We start from the raw sequence: 20668 nt of genomic DNA, 5'->3' as shown, positions 1-20668 counted from the left end.
ACGTTCGACATGCGTCATGGACGAGCGTGTGAGGGCCGGGTCGGCCCCCGTTCGCCTTGCTCCGCCGCCAGGACTCGAACCTGAACTATCTGAACCAAAATCAGAGGTGCTGCCGATTACACCACGGCGGATCGCCGCACGTCCGCGAAGTGAACCCCGGGGCGTGCGGTGTGATCCTCGCATGCCGATACGGTCGGCGTCGAACGCGGGGCGGAGACGAGGCGGTCCGCACGGCCCGCAGATTAGGCTCGGCTCCGGGGCCCAGCGTGCAAGCAGGTGTGGCGCCGGAAAGGAAACCGTCGTGTCGCGAACACCGCAACATCAATCGGAGCGGACCCCGCGTATCCGCATGACCGGAACGCAACGCCGCGAGCAGTTGATCGAGATCGGCCGGGCCCTGTTCGCCGAGCGCGGTTACGAGGGCACGTCCATCGAGGAGATCGCGCAGCGCGCCGCCGTGTCCAAGCCCGTCGTCTACGAACACTTCGGCGGGAAGGAAGGGCTCTACGCCGTGGTCGTGGACCGCGAGATGACCATCCTCATGTCGATGGTCACCGAGAGCCTGACGCGGAACCGGTCCCGCGTCCGCGTCGAACGGGCCGCGCTCGCGCTGCTCACCTACATCGAGGAACGCACCGACGGTTTCCGCATCCTGGTGCGCGACTCCCCGGTCGCCGCCGAGGAAGGCACCTACTCGAGCCTGCTCAACGAGGCGATGCGTCAGGTCGGCACCCTGCTCGCCGGCGACTTCGCCCGCCGCGGCCTGGATCCGGACCTTGCGCCGCTCTATGCGCAGGCCCTCGTCGGCATGGTCGCGACCACCGCGACCTGGTGGCTCGACGAACGCAGCCCGTCGAAGGAGGTCGTCGCGGCGCACCTGGTGAACCTGTGCTGGAACGGCCTGACCCGGCTCGAAGCCGATCCGACGCTCGGCGCCGATTGATACAGTCGAAAGTCCGCGAATACCGAGGTAGACGACACCGCGGTGGTACCGTTGCCCGGCCGATTCGTAGAAGCGACGGGATTGAGGTGACAGTGGTTTCCCGCACGTCGATTGCCTGTGCCGAGCGTGTCCGGGCCGAGCGCCCTGTTCCCGTTCGCCGGGGGCGCTGAGATGGCACGTCAGGTTCGCGCCGAGGCCACCCGGGAATCGGTGCTGCGCGGCGCCGCCGAGGTCTTCGTGCGGCTGGGATACGCGAACGCCAGCCTCAACGAGATCATCGACGAATCGGGCGTGACCAAGGGCGCGCTGTACTTCCACTTCGGCTCCAAGGAGGAGCTCGCCCGCGGCGTCATCGACGCCGGTTTCGCCCGCTCGGCGGAGGCCGGTCTCGCCAAGATCGACGAACGCACGCCGGCGCTGGAGACGATGATCGAGCTGTCGGTCCTGTCCGTCGACCTGTCGGTCTCCGACCCGGTGGTCCGCGCGATGTTCCGGCTCGTTCTCGAGATCGGCGACTATCGCGGCTCCGGCGACAACCTGTTCGAGATGTGGCTCGGCACGTTGCAGCAGCTGGCGCGCCGGGCGCAGGAGGAAGGCGACTTGTCCCCGGACTTCGATCCCGACGCGGCCGGTCTGATGGTGCTGCAGATGGTCGTCGGGGCGCGCACCGTCGCCGCCGGTCTCGGTCGCCGCGACCGGTCGATCGAACACATCGAGCTGATGTGGACGAACCTGCTGCCGTCGCTGGTTCCGGCGACGAAGGTCGAATACTTCCGGCAGTTCGCCGCGCGACGCCTGCGCGTCTGAGCCGCCCGCGGCTGCGCGTCCGACGACGCCCCGGCGGGTTATCTGTATCCGTCGGTAACGGACTGTTACTGTGCCGTGAACTGCGCGCTGCGCCGGGGGCAGCGCGCAGTTCATCACACAGTGACAGGAACGTATCGATGCGAGCCTTGCGACATCTCGTGGCGATCGGCGCTGCTTCCACCGCGCTGGCACTCGCCCTCACCACGGCGACCACCGCCGGCGCCGAACCCGTCCAGGTCGACGACGTCTTCAACCCGTTCGTGGTGAGCACCTTCCGCGACGGGCAGATCGCGCATCCGGCGCAGTGGACGCCGCGCCCGGCGTCCTCCGACCCGTGGTTCGACCCGCCCGCCCTCGGCGACGGGGACGTCCCCGGCACCCTGCTGCGGCACCGCCCGGTGACGGTGCAGGTGTACGGGGTGCAGCCGGGCCACGTCACCGCCCATCAGCTGATGTACGTCACCACCGATTTCGACGGCTCGCGCACCGTCGCCACCGGCATCCTCATGCTCCCCGAGGACGGCACGCCGCCGCAGGACCGCAGACTCATCGGCTATTCCGAGGCCAACGACAGCCTCGGCCCGAACTGCATGCCGAGCACCCAGTGGACCGGTGGCAACCAGACCGATCCGTCGCTGTTCTCCGCGCTCGGACCCGTCGCGCAGATGTTCGGCCGCGGCTGGGCCGTGATGATGAGCGACACCGCCAACGACGGCGACACAGCACCCAACGGCTTCTCCATCGGCCGGTTCAGCGGCCCCGCGACCCTCGACGGGCTGCGCGCGGCCATCGCGCTGCCCGACGCCGGGTTCGCGCCGGACGTCCCGGTCGGGATCTTCGGGATCGCCGGGGGCGGGGTGGCCGCGGGATTCGCCGCGGAGATGGCCGGCACCTACGCGCCGGAACTCAATCTCGTCGGCACCGTGCTGCAGGCCATGGTCGTCGACAGCGCGACCTTCGAACGCACCGCGGACGGCGGTATCGGCTCGGGATTCGTGTTCGCCAACTCGCTCGGATTCGCGGCGAAGTACCCGGAGATCGACCTCGACGCCGAACTCACCCCGCTCGGCCGGGCCGCCGCCGACCTGTTCCACAGCACCTGCCAGGGGCTGTATCTGATGTTCCCGTTCGTGCCGCTGTCCGCGCTGTACGCGAACGGGCGGCCCGCCGACAATCCGGCGTTCGCGCGGGCCTACGCCGAGAACACGCTCGGCACGCGACCGCACGAGATCCCGACCGCGCCGGTGCTCATCACGTCGTGCCGCGACGACTTCCTCGTCCCCTACGAGGACGTGGAGAACCTCGGCAACTTCTGGCGCGCGCACGGCGCCGACGTCGAATTCGATCCGTCGGTGTGCGGGATCGGCGACGTGCTGACCGACCCGGTCCGGGTGGGCGTCGAGTTGCTCGGCATGCAGAACGTCGACTGGTTCGATCGGCGCTTCGAGGAGGCCGGCCGATGAAACGTCTGCTCGCCACCGCTCTGACCGCCGTGACCCTCGCCGTCGGGGCCTCCGGAACAGCCACTGCCGCACCCGATCTCGACGCTGTCCTCGATCTCGACACCGTCCTCGACGTTCCCCGCAACAACCTCGACTCCGAGCACGGCGGGGGAGTCGCGACCGATCTGTCGGCCGACCCCGAGGTGCTGCGGCCGCTGCTCGACCGGGCCCGCGCCACCGGGGTCGACCCGGAACGCTACGCGGCCCTGCTGCACCAGTACTGGCTCGCCATGGCCGCCCGCAATGCCGGGATCGACCTGAATCGGTGGGATCCGCAGCTCGGGTTGGCGGCCAACGAGCAGAATCTGAAGAACACCTTCGCCTACTACCAGAAGCTGCAGCGCGAGCATCCCGACTTCCTGTGGACCGGACAGGGGGGCCTGGCCGGACCGTCCTTCGGTGCCGGCGTCATGGACGTCGACCTGGTCGGGGTGGTCATCGGCGTCCGGGAGCTGCGTGACGCCCTCGCCCAGGTCACCCGCACGCTCGACGACGCCGCAGCCCCCGCGGCGGCGGAGCTGCCCGAGGACCTGCGGGCGGTACTCGCCGTCGGGCACACCATCACCCCCGAGGACATCGCGGACTTCCAGGTCCGGGTCATCGCGATGAGCAAGCACATCTTCACCGACCTGCTGCCGCAGCACGAGGCATACCTGGCCGGTGGTCTCGACGCGATCGACGAGTTCCGCCGGGCGGGCATCATCGACGACCGCGCCGTCCGGGCCTGGCGCGATCTCGCGACCGGGGACCCGGAGCTGGTGGTGCGCGGCAACGCCGAACTGCTGCACCGCGAGCAGTACCAGTCGATCGCCGACCAGTGGGACGCCACCCGCGAGGCCCGCGGTCCCGTCGGCCGGGCGCTGACCTACCTGTCGACGTTCGGCGCCGACCCCGCGATCCCGGGCGTGCTACCGCCCCGGGAGGCGTTCCCGCTGACGCTGACCGCGGGCGATCCCGCCGTCGGCCCGCAGTGGCGCCTGCAGACACCGCTGCCCGCGTTCAACTGGTCGGACCGCGACGCCCGCTGGGAGTACATCACCACCCACATGCTGCCGAAGTACCGGTCGCTCGCCCAGGATCGGCCGGCCGAACTCGCGGTCGCCCTGAGCAAGCCGATGGATCAGCAGTTCCTGGAACAGCGGGCACTGAATCGGCTGGTGCCCATCCTGCGGTCGGCGGCCCGCACGACGCAGGTGCAGTACTACTGAACGCGCTCGCTCGTTGCAATCGGCGGCGCGGCCTGACAGCATCGCCGCCGTGACCTTCGGACCGTTCGATGCCGAGCATGCCCCCGCCGCGCTCGCCCGCGTCCTCGACGACCTCGGTGCGGACGCAGCGGTCACGATCACCGCCGTGCCGCCGCTGCTGACCGTCACCCAGGCGGCGGACGTGCTGGGTGCCTCCCGCGCCGAGGTGGCGCGCCTCGTCGACAGCGGGGCGCTGCCCGCCGAGTTCCACGGCCTGCACCGGCGGGTGGACCGCGCCGACGTCGTCGCACTGGCGCAGCGTCGCGCGACGATCCGCACCCAGGTCCTCGACAACCTCGCCGACCTGGCCCGCCGCGACGGCCTGTACGACGAATTCTGATCGGAAAGCAGGGGGAAGATGCCCGTACGGGTGGTGCTCGGTGCGTCGGTGCTCGCCGACGCGCGGATACGGGACGTCGTGCTCGCATTCGCGGAAGACGGTCTGTACCAACCGTATTGGAGCGACGGTGTCATCGCCGAAGTGGATCGCCGGCTGCCGGCGGAACTGCCGCGACCGGCCCGCGACTACCTGTTCGCCGAACTGGACCGGGCGTTCCCGGGCGCCCGCGTGACGTGGCCGACGACGGTGCTGCGGGAGGTGCCGTACGTCGTCGACCCGCGCGACACCCACCTGACGGCGGTCGCGCTGATCGCCCACGCCGACGCCGTCGTCACCACCGACCCGGCGATCGCCGCCGCGCTCGAACGCTCCGGAATCGAACCCTGGACCCCCGACGCGTTCGTCACGTTCGTCGTCGACGCCGACCCCGGCCGCGCGCGGGCCACGCTGCTGCGGATGGTGCGCAGACGCTGGCTCCCCGGCGCCGACGAGACCGACGACGCACTGCTGTCGCGCCTGGTGACCTGGGCGCGCCGTGCGCTGGGGGACAGCAGCGCCGACCTGCTCGCGTCCGCGGACTGAGGCACCCTGTCCGCGACGCATAGAATCGAAAAGTTCTCGTCGTACACCCAGGAGCGACTGTCACGTGTCTGCTGTGCCCGCCACCCCTCTGTCCGGACTGGCGCGGATCGCGCTGGCCGACGACCAATTGCAGCGGGTCGCCTCGCTCGCCGGCACCGCCGAGCAGGCCCTGGTCGCCCCGCCCGCGGCCCGCCCCTTCGTCGCCGCCGCGCTCGCGGAGAAGGCGCCGCTGCTGGTGGTCACCGCCACCGGTCGCGAAGCCGACGACCTGACCGCCGAACTCACCGAGATCCTCGGCGCAGCCGTCGCGCAGTTCCCGTCGTGGGAGACGCTGCCGCACGAGCGGCTGTCGCCGAGCGCGGACACCGTCGGCCGGCGGCTGCAGGTGCTGCGCCGCCTCGCCCGGCCCGACGACCGCGACTACGGCCCCGAACTGCGCGTCATCGTCGCGACCGTGCGGTCGCTGGTGCAGCCGATGGCGCCGGGGCTCGGCGAGATCGATCCGATCACCCTGCGGGTCGGTTCCGAACACGACTTCGACGAACTCGTCGAACGCCTCGTCGAACTGGCCTACACGCGCGTCGACATGGTCGGCAAGCGCGGCGAGTTCGCGGTGCGCGGCGGCATCCTGGACGTGTTCCCGCCGACCGCCGACCACCCGGTGCGCGTCGAGTTCTGGGGCGACGAGGTCACCGAGCTCCGCCCGTTCTCCGTCGCCGACCAGCGCTCGATCCCCGACGTCGAGGTCGCCACGCTCATCGCGCCGCCCTGCCGCGAACTGCTGCTGACCGAGGAGGTCAAGGAACGCGCGGCGCAGCTCGCGAAGGACAACCCGGCCGACGCGGCGCTCGTCGAGATGCTCGACAAGATGGCCGGCGGTGTTCCGGTCGAGGGCATGGAGGCGCTGCTGCCCGTGCTGCAGTCCGGTGAGCTGCAGCTGCTCACCGAGGTGCTGCCCGCCGGCACCCACGTCCTGCTCTGCGACCCGGAGAAGGTCCGCACCCGCGCCACCGACCTCGTGCGCACCGGCCAGGAGTTCCTGGAGGCGTCGTGGACGGCCGCGTCGATCGGTGGTGCCGCGCCGCTGGACACCGCGAACCTGACCGGCGCCGACGGCCGGAAGATGGATCTCGCGGCCTCGGCGTACCGGTCGCTGCGGCAGGTCCGGGAGGCCGCCGAAGCGCAGGGCGTGCCGTGGTGGACGCTGAGCCCGCTCGCCTCCGGCGCCGACACCGAGGTGGTTCTCGAGGTGCAGCCCGCGCCGGAGGTGCGCGGTTCCGAGGAACTGCTGTCGATGCTGTTCGTGAACCTGCGCGCGCACGTCACCACCGGTGGCCGCGCGGTGATCGTGGTCGCCGGTACCGGTACCGGGCTGCGCGTGCTCGAACGGTTGAAGGACAACGAGGTTCCCGCCGCGAAGCTCGAGCCGGGCGCCGAACCGGTCCGCGGCCAGGTCGGCGTGATCAAGGGCGCGTTGCACGAGGGCCTCGTGCTGGCCGGCAACGGCGACAACCAGGTGCCGGGGCTCGTCGTCGTCACCGAGGCGGACCTGACCGGCAACCGGGTCACCACCGCCGAAGGTCGCAAGACGCCGGTCAAGCGGCGCAACCAGGTCGATCCGCTGGCGTTGACCGCCGGCGACTACGTGGTGCACGACCAGCACGGCATCGGCCGGTTCGTCGAGATGGTCGAACGGACCGTGGGCGGTGCGCGCCGCGAGTACCTCGTCATCGAGTACGCGGCGAGCAAGCGTGGCCAGCCCGGCGACCGGTTGTTCGTGCCGATGGAGTCGCTCGATCAGCTCTCCCGGTACGTCGGCGGTGAACTGCCCGCGATCAGCAAGCTCGGCGGCTCCGACTGGGCCAACACGAAACGCAAGGCGCGCAAGGCGGTTCGCGAGATCGCGGGGGAGCTGGTGCGCCTGTACGCGGCGCGGCAGGCGTCGCCCGGTCACGCCTTCGGCCCGGACACCCCGTGGCAGAAGGAGATGGAGGACGCGTTCCCCTTCACCGAGACCCAGGACCAGCTCACCGTCATCTCCGAGGTGAAGGCCGACATGGAGAAGCCGGTGCCGATGGACCGCGTCGTCATCGGCGACGTCGGCTACGGCAAGACCGAGATCGCGGTGCGCGCCGCGTTCAAGGCCGTGCAGGACGGCAAGCAGGTCGCGGTGCTGGTGCCCACGACCCTGCTCGCGCAGCAGCACCTGCAGACCTTCACCGAGCGGATGGCCGCGTTCCCCGTCACCGTCAAGGGCCTGAGCCGATTCACCGATCCGGCCGAGTCCCGCGAGATCGTCGCGGGCATGGCCGACGGCGAGGTCGACATCGTGGTCGGCACCCATCGGCTACTGCAGACCGGAATCCGTTGGAAGGACCTCGGTCTGGTGATCGTCGACGAGGAACAGCGGTTCGGTGTCGAACACAAGGAACACATCAAGGCGCTGCGCACGCACGTCGACGTGCTGACCATGTCGGCCACCCCGATCCCGCGCACCCTGGAGATGAGCATGGCCGGCATCCGCGAGATGTCGACGATCCTCACCCCGCCCGAGGAACGGCACCCGATCCTCACCTACGTGGGCGCGTACTCGGACAAGCAGGTCGCCGCAGCGATCCGTCGCGAGCTGTTGCGCGACGGCCAGGTGTTCTACGTCCACAACCGCGTCAGCTCGATCGACAAGGCCGCCAAGAAGATTCGCGACCTCGTCCCCGAGGCCCGGGTGGTCGTCGCGCACGGCCAGATGAACGAGGACACTCTCGAGAAGACCGTGCAGGGCTTCTGGGAACGCGAGTTCGACGTGCTGGTGTGCACCACGATCGTCGAGACCGGCCTGGACATCTCCAACGCCAACACGCTCATCGTCGAACGGGCCGACTCGCTCGGTCTGTCGCAGCTGCATCAGCTGCGCGGTCGCGTCGGCCGGTCCCGCGAACGCGGCTACGCGTATTTCCTGTACCCGCCGGAGAAGCCGCTCACCGAAACCGCGTACGACCGGCTCGCAACCATCTCGCAGAACTCCGACCTCGGCGCCGGCATGGCCGTCGCCATGAAGGACCTCGAAATCCGCGGCGCCGGAAACGTTCTCGGAGCCGAACAGTCCGGTCACGTCGCCGGCGTCGGCTTCGACCTGTACGTGCGCCTGGTCGGCGAGGCCGTCGAGGCGTACCGCGCCGCGGCCGACGGCACCCCCATCACCACCGAGGAGGCGCCCAAGGAGGTGCGGGTCGACCTGCCCGTCGACGCGCACATCCCCGCCGACTACGTCACCTCCGACCGGCTGCGCCTCGAGGCCTACCGCAAGCTCGCCGCCGCGCAGGACGACGCGGCGATCGCCGCCGTCGTCGAGGAACTCGTCGACCGGTACGGCCCGCTGCCCGAAGAGGTCGGCCGGCTCGTGTCCGTCGCGAAGCTGCGGCTGCTGTGCCGCGAATACGGGCTCGAGGAGGTCGCGGTCGTCGGCACCCAGCTCAAGATCTCCCCGATGGAACTGCCCGACTCGAAGCAGATGCGGCTCAAGCGGATCTTCCCGGCCGCCCAGTACCGCGCCACCAGCGGCATCGTGCAACTGCCGCTGCCGCGCACCGGCGGGGTCGGCTCCGACCGGGTCCGCGACGTCGAGCTGCTCCAGTACATCGCGGACTTCCTGCTGGCCATGGACGGCAAGGCGCAGGGGTCGGTGGACGTGCGGGTCGCGGCGGGGGTGAGCGCGTGAGCGTCGTCCTCCTCGACCCGCGCCGGCCAGGGGTCGTGCCCGCGGCCGCGGTGCGCCTGCTGCGCGGGCCGGTCGAGTACGGCGACGAGGTCCCCGACGAGGTGCGCGCTGCGCTCGGTCTCGACCACGAACCGGGAGCCGACGTACTCGTGGCCCTCGACGCCGGCAGCGACGCCGTGGCGGCACGGACCGCGCGCGGGGAGACCGTGGTCGCGGCGGACCCGGTGCCCGGCGACCGGTTGCTCGAGGCGGTCGACGTCATGGACCGGCTGTGGGGGTTCGGCGGCTGGGAGGTCACCCAGACCCACGACTCGCTGCGGCGCTACCTGCTCGAGGAAACCTACGAGCTTCTCGACGCCATCGACGAGGACGACCGGGCCGGGCTGCGGGAGGAACTCGGCGACCTGCTGCTGCAGGTGCTGTTCCACTCGCGGATCGCCCAGGAGTCGCCGACCGACCCGTTCGACGTCGACGACGTCGCCGGCACCCTCGTCACCAAGCTGTCGCAGCGGAGCCCGCACCTGACCAACGGTCACACCGGCCCGCTCGACGTCGCCGAGCAGGAAGCGGCGTGGCAGGCGGCCAAGGCGGCGGAGAAGGCCCGGGAGTCGTGCCTCGACGGCATCGCGATGGCGCAGCCGGCGTTGGCACTGGCGGAGAAGGTGGTGTCCAGGAGCGCGGAGGCAGGGTTGCCGGAGGATCTGGTACCCGACTCGCTCGGGACGATCCGGATCGGCGGACAGTCCAGCGCCGAGCATCGGCTGCGGAAGGCCGTGATCGAATTCGCCGGCCGTATCCGCGAAGCCGAGAACGCCGCCGAAGCGAATCGTGGTGAACGCCGGTCGCTGTCGCCCGACGATTGGCACAGGTTCTGGCCACGAGGCTGAGAATCCCGGCGGCCGGTCGTCTCACCGACTCCGGCGACCTGTCGCTTCGCCGAGCATCCGGGCGAGTCGGCGGCCGACCCGGACGACCAGATCCTGTTGCCGCTGTACGTACAATCCTGCCACCGCAAGCCGGGCCGCACGCCGCTGCTCCGAGTCGAGGTGGTGCTCGGCCAGGGCACGCAACATCTCCCGGCACTCGAGGGTGGTGGCGCAGTGCGCCTGCCAGGACGGCACATCGAGCTTGCGTGCCAGTGCCGTGGGCGTCGCGTGTGTCAGGTTCCTCCGCCCGAGTACTTCGGGAACGTGTGCCCACGGTCCCGTCAGTGCCAGTTTCGCGGCGAACACCTCGTCCTCACGCAGCATGTTCCTGCGTTCTATCCGGAGCGCCGGTTCACGACGGATAAGGCTGTACACGGGATCGACGAGGGGAACGTTCTCGTTCAGCATGCCCAAGAATGCGGCAAACCGGGTGACGGGATCACACGAACCGAGGGCAGTGTCGTTGTATCGGGCACTTCGGATGAGGCCCTCGGGAGTGAGGTAGTCCATCCGGTGGGTCACCAGCACGAGCCGGTCGTCCGCGGCGAACGCAGCCAGACTCCGTGAGATGCAATGCGGTGCGAGCCAGTCGTCGTCTCCGACCCACCGAAAGAACGTCCCGGTGGCCAGCCCCAGCACACTGATGTAGTTGTTGAGCACGCCGACATTCACGGGATGCCGGTGGTAGACGATCCGGCGGTGACGCTCGCGGAGATCGCGGCATACTTGTTCGGTGTTGTCCGTGGAGGCGTTGTCGCAGATCACCAGTTCGAGATTCTCGTGATCCTGCGCCAAGACGGACCGCACCACGTCCTCGATACGATCTGCACCGTTGCGCACAGGTAACCCGACCGAGACCAGCGTGCCGGACGCCGATGTCATGGGGTCACACCCGTTCGAGCCAGATCTCCCGCCAGAACGGTACGAACTCGCGCGGGCAACTGACGTTGTGCGAACCGTTGCAGGTGATTCCTTCGAGGATGATGCAGGGATTCTTCATCGTCAGCAGCTCCCCGGTTCTCTCGTCGATGCATCGGGTCACGCGTGCCTGCACCCGGGCGGTGCGGCCGCAGTGGCGTGCCATTTCCTCCTCGAAGCCCATGCCCCGGTTCAACCGATCTTCGTTGAGGGTCTCCATGATCTCGCTCTTGGTCTTGATCCGGACCGTTTCGCCGGGTTGCAGGTTCAGGTGGGCGGTCGGTGTCCTGCCCACCGCCCGGCCCTGCACGAAGCCCCACGGCAGTCCGTTGCGAAACCACAGTTTGCGCGGGAGGAGTCGCCGACTGATGTCCTGTATCCGGTTGAACAGGCCTACGAGGAAAGCTTCGGCGGACTCGACGGGTCGGACGTTTCCGGTTTTCACGTCCGTCACATACTGCCCGAGATCGCGGAACGGAAGGCATGTCGGCGCGGCGCGAAGCAGTTCGGTGGCTTGGCACGAATAACGTGACGTGCCGTCCGGGCCGGGCTCCTTGCGGGTGTTGGCATCGAGCAGTGGAATGTCGACGCATGACGATCGGGGCGGGTTCGGCATTCCCGGCTCCACGCGTTTGAGCCATGCCTCCTTCCAATACAGCGAACACGAAGTCTGGCAACCTCCGTGAGCAGATCCGTCGCAACGTGAGTCGGTCAGGTGGACGGCGTGCTCCATGCGGTGGATGCCGGTTCCGGAGATCGTGTCGCAGAGCTTGTACGCAACCTTGTGCACGGTCAGCCGACGACCACAGAACCGGAGCATTTCCGGCATGAACGGAAGGTTCTCGAGCTCTCCGTTCTCATCCAGGGTTGCGAGAATCTCTTCGGCGCTTCGCACCTCGACGAGGTCACCGACGCGCAAACTCGGAACAGGTGTCCTGGCCACGGACTTCGTCATAGGGATGCCTCCTTCCCCGGTGGCCGCAGGTGCTGTGGAATTGTGGTCGGCCCGGGTCCCGGGCTCCTCGTCGGTATGCCGCTACGAGTCCGTCGCAATGATCGATTTCGTGAGACCGAATATGCGTTCGTGCAAGATCATTGCGTTCGGGAAGTAGTCCCGCATCTCCGTGATGCCGATCAGTTCGGTCCACAGAACCTCGTGGCGCGCCTCTTCGGTGCTTTCAGGACGTGTGTGTACCAGCGGCCAGTGTTCGGCGATGGCGACTCGGGCAGCGGCCGGCATGAACTGCATTCCGGGAAAAAGCCAGTGCGGTTCGACCGGAAAATACCGGTACGGCGTCTGGACCCAATAGCGTGGTGCGAGCTCTCGGACCTGACGAGCCAACTCCGTTCTCCGCGCGTGTCCGCCCACGTGCTCGATGAGCGAATTGGAGAACACGACGTCGAAATGGGTGTCGGTCTTCGCGTCTGCGAGAACTCGTGCGGCATCGCATGCGTCACCGAGGACCGGGGTGATCCACCCGTCGTCGGACTCACCGGGCTCGAAGAGATTGAGTACGGTGACGCGGCCCGGCCTGATCGGGGCGCGGCGCCAGGTCTCCACCGTGCCACCGAGGTCGAGAACGTGTGCCTTCTCGATCTCAGGGAACGCCTCGGTGAACATCTGCCAACGCCGCATCCTCGCCTTCGCACCGAGAGATGTCGGAGAATCCACGACCATGCGTCGTATCCGGGTGCCGTTCACGCGATCCCTCCGGCGGTGTGGCTCTCGAGGTTCGTGAAGGACCACACTATCACCGTCGGGTGAGTAGGAGACCGATCTCGACACCGTTCGAGGGGGACGTCCCCGGCCGGGGGTATTACTCTCGAATTCATGACCCGACAAAGGGTTCGTATCGCAATCGTGGGTATCAACTATGCCCCCGAGTCGATCGGGATCGCGCCGTACACGACTCTTCTCGCATCCGGACTGGCTGCCCGTGGACACGACGTTCGGGTGTTGACCGGCTTCCCGCACTATCCGGAGTGGATCCGCCGCGAGGGGCGCTTCCGTCTTCGATCCGAGGAATTCGCGAATCACGTTCGTATCGGCCGTTTCGGTCACTACGTTCCGCGGCGAGCGACGGCGTTCGGGCGTGCCGTGATGGAAACCACCTTCGGGTTGCAGGTTCTGCTGGCACGATGGAACGACCCCGAGGTCGTTCTGTTCGTGAGTCCGCCATTGCTTGCCGCAGGGATGTCGGCGTTGCGAGCGCGATTGTCGCGGTCGCGGCCGGCGGTCGGCGTCATCGTTCACGACATCTACAGCCGCGGGGTCGCGGAGACCGCGGCGATCGAAGGGAGGTCGGCTCTGGCGGTTCAAGCGCTGGAGGCGGCAGTCGTCCGGCTGGCGGACGAGGTCGTGGTGATCCACGAGGGGTTCACGGAGATCCTGGAGCACCTCGGTATCGAGCGCGGCCGGATCCGCACCATCCGGAACTGGAACCACGTCGCGCCACCGGATCCTGCGGCGAGCGCGGTGTTCCGCGTGGAATCGGGATGGGACCCCGACGAGGTGGTGGTCCTGCACTCGGGGAACATGGGGGCCAAGCAGGGCTTGGAGAACGTGCTGGCGGCTGCGCGACTGGCGAGTCTCCAACGACTCCGCGTCCGGTTCGTTCTGCTCGGCGACGGAAATCAGCGCGCCCGTCTGGAGTCGGAGGGTGCGGGTATCGATACCCTGCAGTTCCTGGATCCGGTCGGTGACGAGGTCTTCCCTTCGGTCCTGGGAGCTGCGGATGTGCTTCTGGTGAACGAACGTCCCGGTGTGGCGCAGATGGCGGTTCCCAGCAAGCTGACCTCCTATCTCAATTCCGGGAAGCCCGTCCTTGCCGCGACGGACGAGGACAGCTTCGCCGCGACGGAGGTTGCCGCGTCGGGCGCGGGTGTCCGGGTTCCGGCCGACCGGCCGGACCTACTGCTTCGTGAAGCGGTGCGGCTGGGTACGGACAGCGTGCTCGCAGCTCGGCTTGCGGAGTCGGGACGGCGCTACTGCGCCGGCACGCTGTCCGAGCACGAGGCCCTGGATCGCTACGAGGAATGGATCCTGGATCTCGTGCGTGCCCCCCACGGGTTGGGAGCACGTTGATGCCGAAGCGGGCATTCGTGACCGGCATAACCGGGCAGGACGGGTCCTATCTCGCCGAGTTCCTGTTGGACAAGGGCTACGAGGTGCACGGAGTCATTCGCCGCGCGTCGACGTTCAACACGCACCGCATCGACCACCTGTATGTGGACCCTCACCAGCCCGGCGCAAGGCTCTTCCTGCACTACGGAGACCTCGTGGACGGGGCGCGGCTCGCAACATTGCTTTCGACGATCCGTCCTGACGAGGTGTATCACCTGGCGGCGCAATCTCATGTCCGGGTCAGCTTCGACGAGCCGGAATACACCGCCGAGACAACAGCATTCGGAACTCTCAGATTGCTGGAGACCATTCGTCGGATCGGCCTCGACTGCCGCTTCTATCAGGCCTCGAGTTCCGAGATGTTCGGGCCGTCGCCGCTGCCGCAGAGCGAAACCACTCCGTTCCATCCGCGTTCACCGTACGGCTCGGCGAAGGTCTTCGCTTTCTGGACGGCGTGCAACTACCGGGAGGCGTACGGACAGTTCGCCGTCAACGGCATCCTGTTCAACCACGAATCGCCCAGGCGAGGAGAAACCTTCGTCACGAGGAAGATCACGCGCGCGGTCGCGCGTATCCGGGCTGGGCTCGACCGTTATCTGTATCTGGGCAACATCGACGTGATCCGTGACTGGGGATACGCGCCCGAATACATCGAGGGAATGTGGCGGATGTTGCAGGCCGACACCCCCGACGACTACGTCCTCGCGACGGGAACGGGATATTCCGTGCGCGAGTTCCTCGCTCTCGCCTTCGATCACGTCGGACTCGATTGGGAGAAGTACGTGCGATTCGATGACCGGTATCTTCGTCCTGCCGAGATCGATGCGTTGGTCGGCGACGCGGCGAAGGCCAGATCCTGCCTCGGCTGGGATCCTCGGGTGCGGACCCCGGAACTTGTGAAACTGATGGTCGATGCCGATATCTCGGCGCTCGAGGCCGGGGAGCGGCACTGGATCGACAGGCCTGCGCTTCCGGGTTGGAGCACTGCACCGAGTTGACCACGGTCGGGTCAGCGGCGATACGTGTCCTGGTGTGCGAGAAACCACTCGTAGGTCGTTCTGATTCCTTCTGCGAGAGGAATCTTCGCGGACCACCCGAGGTCTGTGAGGCGCTTGGTGTCGAGCAGTTTGCGGGGGGTCCCATCGGGTTTGGATGCATCCCACCGAATCTCCCCGTGATAACCGACGGTGTCGGCGATGATGCGTGCGATCTCCGCGATCGTGACATCGGAACCCGAGCCCACATTGATCGGGCGCTCTCCGTCGTAGTGATCCAGCAGGAAGTGGAACGCGTCAGCGGCGTCGTCGACATGCATGAGATCGCGCCGAGGCAGTCCTGTGCCCCAACAGGTCACGTGTGGAACATCCGCGAGCATCGCTTCGTGGAAGCGCCGGATCATCGCGGGTACGACGTGGCCGTCGTGCGGAGAGAAGTTGTCGCCCGGACCGTAGAGGTTCGTCGGCATGGCGCTGATATAGGGCAGCCCGTGTTGCCTACGGATCGCGGTGACCTGCGCGACCCCGCCAAGCTTGGCCACCGCATAGCCTTCGTTCGTCTCCTCCAGTGGGCCGGTGAACAGGGCCTCTTCACGGATCGGCTGCGCTGTCAACTTCGGATAGATGCAACTCGAACCCAGGAAGAGGAATCGCTCCACCCCGTTCGAGACCGCGCTGTCCAACAGGTTGAGCTGTAGCCGCAGATTGTCGGAGAGGAAGTCCGCAGGTCGAGCGGCATTCGCCGCGATTCCGCCGACCCGCGCCGCCGCGTCGACCACGACCTCCGGGCGGACATCGCGGAAGAAGGCTGCGGTCGCGTGGGCGTCGCGAAGATCCAATTCCGATGAATCGAGTCCGATGAGGTTCTCGAATCCACACGCAGCGAAGTGGCGCCACAGGGCTGAGCCGACGAGACCCTGATGCCCGGCGATATAGATCCGGGTGCTCGGCGACATCGATGGGAAGCTGGTCACGGTACGACCGTATTCGACGCAGCGCGGCGCATTCGGCGATTCACCATGCACAGCGCGCTTTCGTTCCCGAGCGAAGGCCGATCAGGCGTGCGCACAGCACTCCTTCGATACAATTCCGAGAACGGAGAAGCCCTGAGATGCACGGATTGGGCAGAAGCAATGCCGCTCACAAAATCCGAGAATCGACGCGATCCGCCTCGGCCGCATCCTGCGCCGTGGCCCCGTATGGTCGTGGACGCAGTCCCGATCGACCTGATCGATCGCGAACTGGCGATGTCACTGATCATCGATGCACTCACCGCACCGGCTCCGCTGGTCGTCGCCTCGGCGAATCTCGACCATCTTCATCATTTCGGGGGCGACGAGTCCTGGGCCGCGAGGCCACCCGCCGTATCCGTGGGGGCGGCACCGGAGGGGTTGCGTTGGCTCACGCTCCTCGACGGGGTGCCTCTCGTCCGGAAGGCCGAGGCGCTCAGTGGCCGGGACTGGCCGAAACTGTCGGGTAGCGACTTGATCGGCCCGATTCTCGAGTATGCGGCGAGGCAGGGTACGCGCGTCGGTTTTCTGGGTGGAACCGCCGGAACACACGAGCGTCTCCGTGCGGCGCTCAGCACACGTCTTCCGACCTTGAACATCGTCGGTACCTGGTCACCGGCGAGATCCGAACTGCAGGATCCTGCCAGTTCGGCGGCGATCGCCGGACAGATCCGTTCCGCCGGCGTGGAGATCCTGGTGACCGGACTCGGAAAGCCCCTGCAGGAGAATTGGATTGCGCAATTCGGTAAGGAAACGGGCGCTCGGGTGCTTCTCGCCTTCGGCGCAGTTGTGGACTTCCTTGCCGGCAGGGTGCGCAGGGCGCCGAGGTGGATTGCCGACAGCGGGCTCGAGTGGGCATGGCGGCTGATGCTGGAACCTCGCCGGTTGAGTCATCGCTATCTCGTCGAAGATCCACCGGAGTTGCTGAGGCTGATGCGCAAAGCCCGGACTGTGCAGCGTGGATCGATGATGTTGATCCACGACGCGAGCGCAGCGCGCGGGACGTTCGTCGCGCCCGGGCGAAGGGCCGTCGTCACCGTTGTGGTGGTGACGCACAACAGTGCTGACGATATCTCCAGGTTGATCGACGACCTGAGCCTCGCGGCTCACGAGCTGTCCATCCGGGTGGTCGTCGTCGACAATCGCTCCTCGGACGGCACACCCGCGTTGGTGCGCCTGCACCCCGATGTCACACTCGTCGAAACCGGGGGCAACCTCGGTTATGCCGGTGGAATCAATGCGGCTCTCCCGTTCGTCGATCCTTGTGACGCCGTGTTGATCCTGAACCCCGATCTGACACTGGCGGTCGACACCGTGACACGTCTGATGGCCTCGCTCCGCTGCGACGATCGTATCGGTGCGGTGGTGCCACTCATCTTGGACGAGAACGGTGAGCTCTATCCCTCGATTCGTCGCGAGCCGTCGCTCATGGGTGCGGTCGGTGACGCATTGTTCGGCGGCAGGTTGCGCAAGAGGCCGCGGTTTCTGTCCGAGATCGTCTACAACCCAGAAGATTACCTCGACGCACACGATGTCGACTGGGCGACGGGAGCAGCGGTGCTGATCCGGGCGTGGGTCGCGCGAGAGGTCGGCCCCTGGAACGAAGAGTTCTTCCTCTACTCGGAGGAAACGGACTACTTTCGCCGCATCCGAAAGGGAGGACACCTGGTTCGGTTCGAACCGTCCGCGATCGTGCAACACCGGCAGGGGGGATCGGGCACATCGCCCGTCCTCACGCGACTCATGACCGTGAACCGCGTTCGCTACGTGGAGCGTCATCACGGCGGCACGTACTCGATGCTGTTCCGATCTGTAGTTGCACTCTCCGAAGCGCTGCGCGCCTACGATCCGGAGCACCGGCGCACACTGTCCACCGTTCTGAGGCGCAGGAAATGGCGAGAACTACCTCACGCAACCACAGATGACTGAATCACTTTCCGGCCACACTCGACGCGGCGCTGTGATCGTTCCTGCATACAACGAGGCAGGGGTGATCCAACGGACGCTCGTGCCGCTCGGCCCGCCCGCAGCGGAGGGATACTTCGAACTCGTCGTGGTGTGCAACGGCTGTACCGACGACACCGCCGCGATCGCCCGAAGAATCCCGGGCGCGCGGGTGGTCGAGTTGGCGGAAGGATCGAAACCAGCAGCTTTGAATATCGGCGACCAGGTTGCTTCGCTCTGGCCTCGACTCTATCTGGATGCCGACATCCGGATTTCGGCTGCTGCCGTGCTGGACGTCCTCGATCGTCTCGCCCGCGGTGACGTTCTTGCCGCACGTCCGCCGTTCCGCTACGACTTCGGCGGCGCCGATCCGCTGGTCTGCAGTTACTATCGTGCCCGACAACGGATTCGACGGAAACCTGTGTTGTGGGGGGCCGGCGTGTACGCCCTCACCGAAGCAGGACACTCGAGATTCGGGTCGTTCCCGAACCTGATCGGAGACGACCTCTTCGTGGACGAGCAGTTCGATCCGGACGAGAAGGCCGTCGTCGATACGGAACCTGCGGTGGTGAAGACTCCGAACGACATCACGAGTTTGCTCGCGATTCTGCGGCGCAGCCGGCGCGGCACAGCCGAGGCCCGTCCGGGTGTCGGCAGCGCGGGTGGCACGGGTACGGCCACCGCGCTCGCGGTGTTGCGGTCGGTCCACGGTCCGAAATCTGCCGCAGATACATTGGCGTACATTGCTTTTGCGCTCGCCGCTCGATGGGGTGCGCGCCGAAGGACCGTCGGCTGGGAACGCGACGAAAGTAGTCGGTCTCTCGGCTGATGCCTCGTCACTGCTGGTGCCTCGTCATTCGAAGGCGCAGCCGGCTCCGTCGAGGCGGTAGAGATGAACTGCGTTTCCGTCGACGAAGAAATCGCGAAAGGTCTTGTCGACGACGGGGATCGTGCGGCCTTCGTCCAGGACCTCCACCTGGGTCGCATCGCCGCACGAGAGCGTAATCGTGGCGTCGCCGCCCGAGTTTCGGGTGGATCCGGCGAGGATGTACAGATTGCCGTCGTGATATTTCGTAGCCGCGTCGACGGGCCCGTCGGTCTCGGCGAATCCGTCGACGAACGGCGCATTGAGCACTGGGGCGAGACTCGTGATCTGATTGTTGACCGCCGATACCTCGCCGCGGATGGCATCTCCGCACCGGTCCCGGAAAAGGTTGTACGACAGGCAAGGACCTCCGAAGTTGTGGGCGAAGTAGATGATGCCCCGTGCGCCGTTGATGATGCTGCTCCAGACCGCGGCTCTGATCTGTGGGCCGGTGATCCCGGCCTCCGCGCTCTCCGAGAAGGGCTGCCCCACTTCGACGAAGTTCCACACCGGCATGGCCGCGCGTGGCTGGACCAACGAACGAACGTGTCGCGTCGTCACGCCGTAGTTCGCAGCCAGTTGGCATTCCGAAGGGGGGAGATCGGTCTGTCCGTTCGTTCTGAGGACACCACCCTCGTTCGCCTGACAGATGCTCTCGTCGGTGAACCAGTAGTTGTCCGCGGAAACGACATCCTGGAAATCGTTGACGAACCGCTGGGCCGCATCCCGGGTATCCCAGAATGTAACGCCCTTACCGTAATTCGTGAACGCAAGGATGTCCGGAGGTATCCTGTCTCTGAAGGCCGACATCACCGTGTAGCCGCACTCGGCGTCCTCGGGCATGCAGATCGGCCCTTCCCCCGGCAATCGGCCTGTCCACGGTGCCTCGCCGGCTCCTGCCCACATGTCCGCCTCGTCCGTGGTGAACTGACCGGCCATCAGGGGGTCGGCCCGACTGGGCAGCGCGAACATTCCGGCGTCGCGTATTGCGCGAACGTTGCTGTCCTCGGTCAATTCCACATAGGTGTTCAGACCGAGTGCGCGATCGTTGCCGGCCTCCTCGGGAGAGGTCACCTTGGCGAACCAGATTGCGAGCGGGAAGAAGTCCGAGGTCGCCGGTAGTGAATTGTCGAACATGTCGTAGTAGTTGTCGCCGCCGTCGACCGGACGTAACGACGGACCCGATGGTTCGAAGACGACATCGACGAAATAGGCGGTGCCGCCGTCCGACTGATCGGGGATACCGCTGCCGTATGTGAACAGCCCTCGGAGTGCGGTCAGCCAGCCGGTTCCTACGGTTGCACCCCCATCGAATGCGTCGGGATCGGCCGAATGGTTTCCCTGCGAGGCGCGATAGGAGATCACGTAGTTCCTGTCCGCCTGTATCGGAATCGGAGTGTCGAAAGGAATCTCTCGCCAACCGTCCGGCCCGGCGGGTATGGGTGTGGTTCCCAGGACGGTGCCGTCGGTCGACCACAGGGTCGCCGTGACCGGGGCAGTGTTCGCGGACCCTTGGAAAAACCTTGCTGCCGTGACGGTTCCGTTGCTGGATGCGGAGAACTCGGTGCCGAGCTCGATCGATCGACTGTTCGGATCTGCGATTACCGGCGGTACGGATCCGTCGGGCCACATGCTTTCCGCCGCCGTATCGGCGACTCGAGGCTCCTCGGACGGGATGCGCGTGCAGGAGGCGCAGATCATCGCGACGAGAATCGGAGCCACGAGCAATCGTGCGATCGATCGTCGGTCG

General features: G+C 67.0%; 17 protein-coding genes and 1 tRNA gene. 12 read left to right on the top strand and 6 right to left on the bottom strand.

The annotated features are described in order from the left end of the window. Window positions 1-59: 59 nt before the first annotated feature. Window positions 60-131 (bottom strand) — tRNA-Gln (locus ACWDUD_RS03080). A 218-nt stretch (window positions 132-349) separates the two neighbouring features. On the opposite strand from ACWDUD_RS03080, the gene ACWDUD_RS03075 reads away from it, so the two are divergent. The 8 genes from ACWDUD_RS03075 to ACWDUD_RS03040 all read left to right on the top strand — a co-directional run bounded on the left by ACWDUD_RS03075 (window position 350) and on the right by ACWDUD_RS03040 (window position 10023). After that, the gene (locus ACWDUD_RS03075; RefSeq protein WP_197253033.1) at window positions 350-943 is read left to right on the top strand and encodes a TetR/AcrR family transcriptional regulator; all 594 of its coding nucleotides are present in this window, start codon (window positions 350-352) and stop codon (window positions 941-943) included. Between the two features lie 171 nt (window positions 944-1114). Next, entirely contained in the window at window positions 1115-1750 is a 636-nt protein-coding gene (locus tag ACWDUD_RS03070) for a ScbR family autoregulator-binding transcription factor (protein ID WP_197253032.1), read from the top strand. Between the two features lie 137 nt (window positions 1751-1887). Then, complete coding sequence (locus ACWDUD_RS03065) at window positions 1888-3213, top strand: lipase family protein (RefSeq protein WP_450108272.1); 1326 nt, start codon at window positions 1888-1890, stop codon at window positions 3211-3213. Next, window positions 3210-4460 (top strand): Tat pathway signal protein, encoded by a 1251-nt coding sequence (locus ACWDUD_RS03060; RefSeq protein ID WP_450108271.1) that lies wholly within the window; start codon window positions 3210-3212, stop codon window positions 4458-4460. Before ACWDUD_RS03065 ends, ACWDUD_RS03060 begins: the two co-directional genes overlap by 4 nt. A 49-nt stretch (window positions 4461-4509) precedes the next feature. Then, window positions 4510-4839, top strand: a complete 330-nt coding sequence (locus ACWDUD_RS03055; protein WP_197253030.1) for a helix-turn-helix domain-containing protein — start codon at window positions 4510-4512, stop codon at window positions 4837-4839. Window positions 4840-4857: 18 nt separating this feature from the next. Further along, entirely contained in the window at window positions 4858-5421 is a 564-nt protein-coding gene (locus tag ACWDUD_RS03050; protein ID WP_450108270.1) for a PIN domain-containing protein, read from the top strand. A 64-nt stretch (window positions 5422-5485) separates the two neighbouring features. Then, the gene (gene mfd / locus ACWDUD_RS03045; RefSeq protein WP_450108269.1) at window positions 5486-9136 is read left to right on the top strand and encodes a transcription-repair coupling factor; all 3651 of its coding nucleotides are present in this window, start codon (window positions 5486-5488) and stop codon (window positions 9134-9136) included. Beyond that, complete coding sequence (locus ACWDUD_RS03040) at window positions 9133-10023, top strand: MazG family protein (RefSeq protein WP_450108268.1); 891 nt, start codon at window positions 9133-9135, stop codon at window positions 10021-10023. Before mfd ends, ACWDUD_RS03040 begins: the two co-directional genes overlap by 4 nt. A gap of 21 nt (window positions 10024-10044) precedes the next feature. Here the strand turns inward: ACWDUD_RS03040 and ACWDUD_RS03035 are convergent, their stop codons facing one another. The 3 genes from ACWDUD_RS03035 to ACWDUD_RS03025 all read right to left on the bottom strand — a co-directional run bounded on the left by ACWDUD_RS03035 (window position 10045) and on the right by ACWDUD_RS03025 (window position 12616). Continuing rightward, window positions 10045-10944, bottom strand: a complete 900-nt coding sequence (locus ACWDUD_RS03035; RefSeq protein ID WP_197253026.1) for a glycosyltransferase family 2 protein — start codon at window positions 10942-10944, stop codon at window positions 10045-10047. A 4-nt stretch (window positions 10945-10948) separates the two neighbouring features. Then, window positions 10949-11935 (bottom strand): hypothetical protein, encoded by a 987-nt coding sequence (locus ACWDUD_RS03030; protein ID WP_248674949.1) that lies wholly within the window; start codon window positions 11933-11935, stop codon window positions 10949-10951. Window positions 11936-12016: 81 nt separating this feature from the next. After that, on the bottom strand, window positions 12017-12616 hold the full coding sequence (locus ACWDUD_RS03025; RefSeq protein ID WP_231610854.1) for a methyltransferase type 11: 600 nt from the start codon (window positions 12614-12616) through the stop codon (window positions 12017-12019). 195 nt (window positions 12617-12811) lie between these two features. Here ACWDUD_RS03025 and ACWDUD_RS03020 point away from each other — a divergent pair, with 195 nt between their 5' ends. Next, on the top strand, window positions 12812-14065 hold the full coding sequence (locus ACWDUD_RS03020) for a glycosyltransferase family 4 protein (protein WP_197253023.1): 1254 nt from the start codon (window positions 12812-12814) through the stop codon (window positions 14063-14065). After that, the gene (gene gmd / locus ACWDUD_RS03015; RefSeq protein ID WP_197253022.1) at window positions 14065-15102 is read left to right on the top strand and encodes a GDP-mannose 4,6-dehydratase; all 1038 of its coding nucleotides are present in this window, start codon (window positions 14065-14067) and stop codon (window positions 15100-15102) included. The genes ACWDUD_RS03020 and gmd overlap by 1 nt, the downstream gene beginning before the upstream one ends. An 11-nt stretch (window positions 15103-15113) precedes the next feature. Here gmd and ACWDUD_RS03010 read toward each other — a convergent pair whose 3' ends face one another. Beyond that, complete coding sequence (locus ACWDUD_RS03010; RefSeq protein WP_197253052.1) at window positions 15114-16055, bottom strand: GDP-L-fucose synthase family protein; 942 nt, start codon at window positions 16053-16055, stop codon at window positions 15114-15116. Window positions 16056-16118: 63 nt separating this feature from the next. Here ACWDUD_RS03010 and ACWDUD_RS03005 point away from each other — a divergent pair, with 63 nt between their 5' ends. Both ACWDUD_RS03005 and ACWDUD_RS03000 read left to right on the top strand, forming a co-directional pair. Next, the gene (locus tag ACWDUD_RS03005) at window positions 16119-18038 is read left to right on the top strand and encodes a WecB/TagA/CpsF family glycosyltransferase (RefSeq protein WP_450108267.1); all 1920 of its coding nucleotides are present in this window, start codon (window positions 16119-16121) and stop codon (window positions 18036-18038) included. Then, entirely contained in the window at window positions 18031-18882 is an 852-nt protein-coding gene (locus tag ACWDUD_RS03000; RefSeq protein WP_197253020.1) for a glycosyltransferase, read from the top strand. Before ACWDUD_RS03005 ends, ACWDUD_RS03000 begins: the two co-directional genes overlap by 8 nt. Window positions 18883-18906: 24 nt before the next feature. Here the strand turns inward: ACWDUD_RS03000 and ACWDUD_RS02995 are convergent, their stop codons facing one another. Further along, the gene (locus ACWDUD_RS02995; protein ID WP_450108266.1) at window positions 18907-20640 is read right to left on the bottom strand and encodes a DUF4082 domain-containing protein; all 1734 of its coding nucleotides are present in this window, start codon (window positions 20638-20640) and stop codon (window positions 18907-18909) included. Window positions 20641-20668: the final 28 nt, after the last annotated feature.

Source organism: Rhodococcus sp. NPDC003382 (assembly GCF_053589135.1).
Note: the sequence above shows the minus strand (reverse complement) of the source record. Positions and strands in the feature narration are given on the sequence as shown.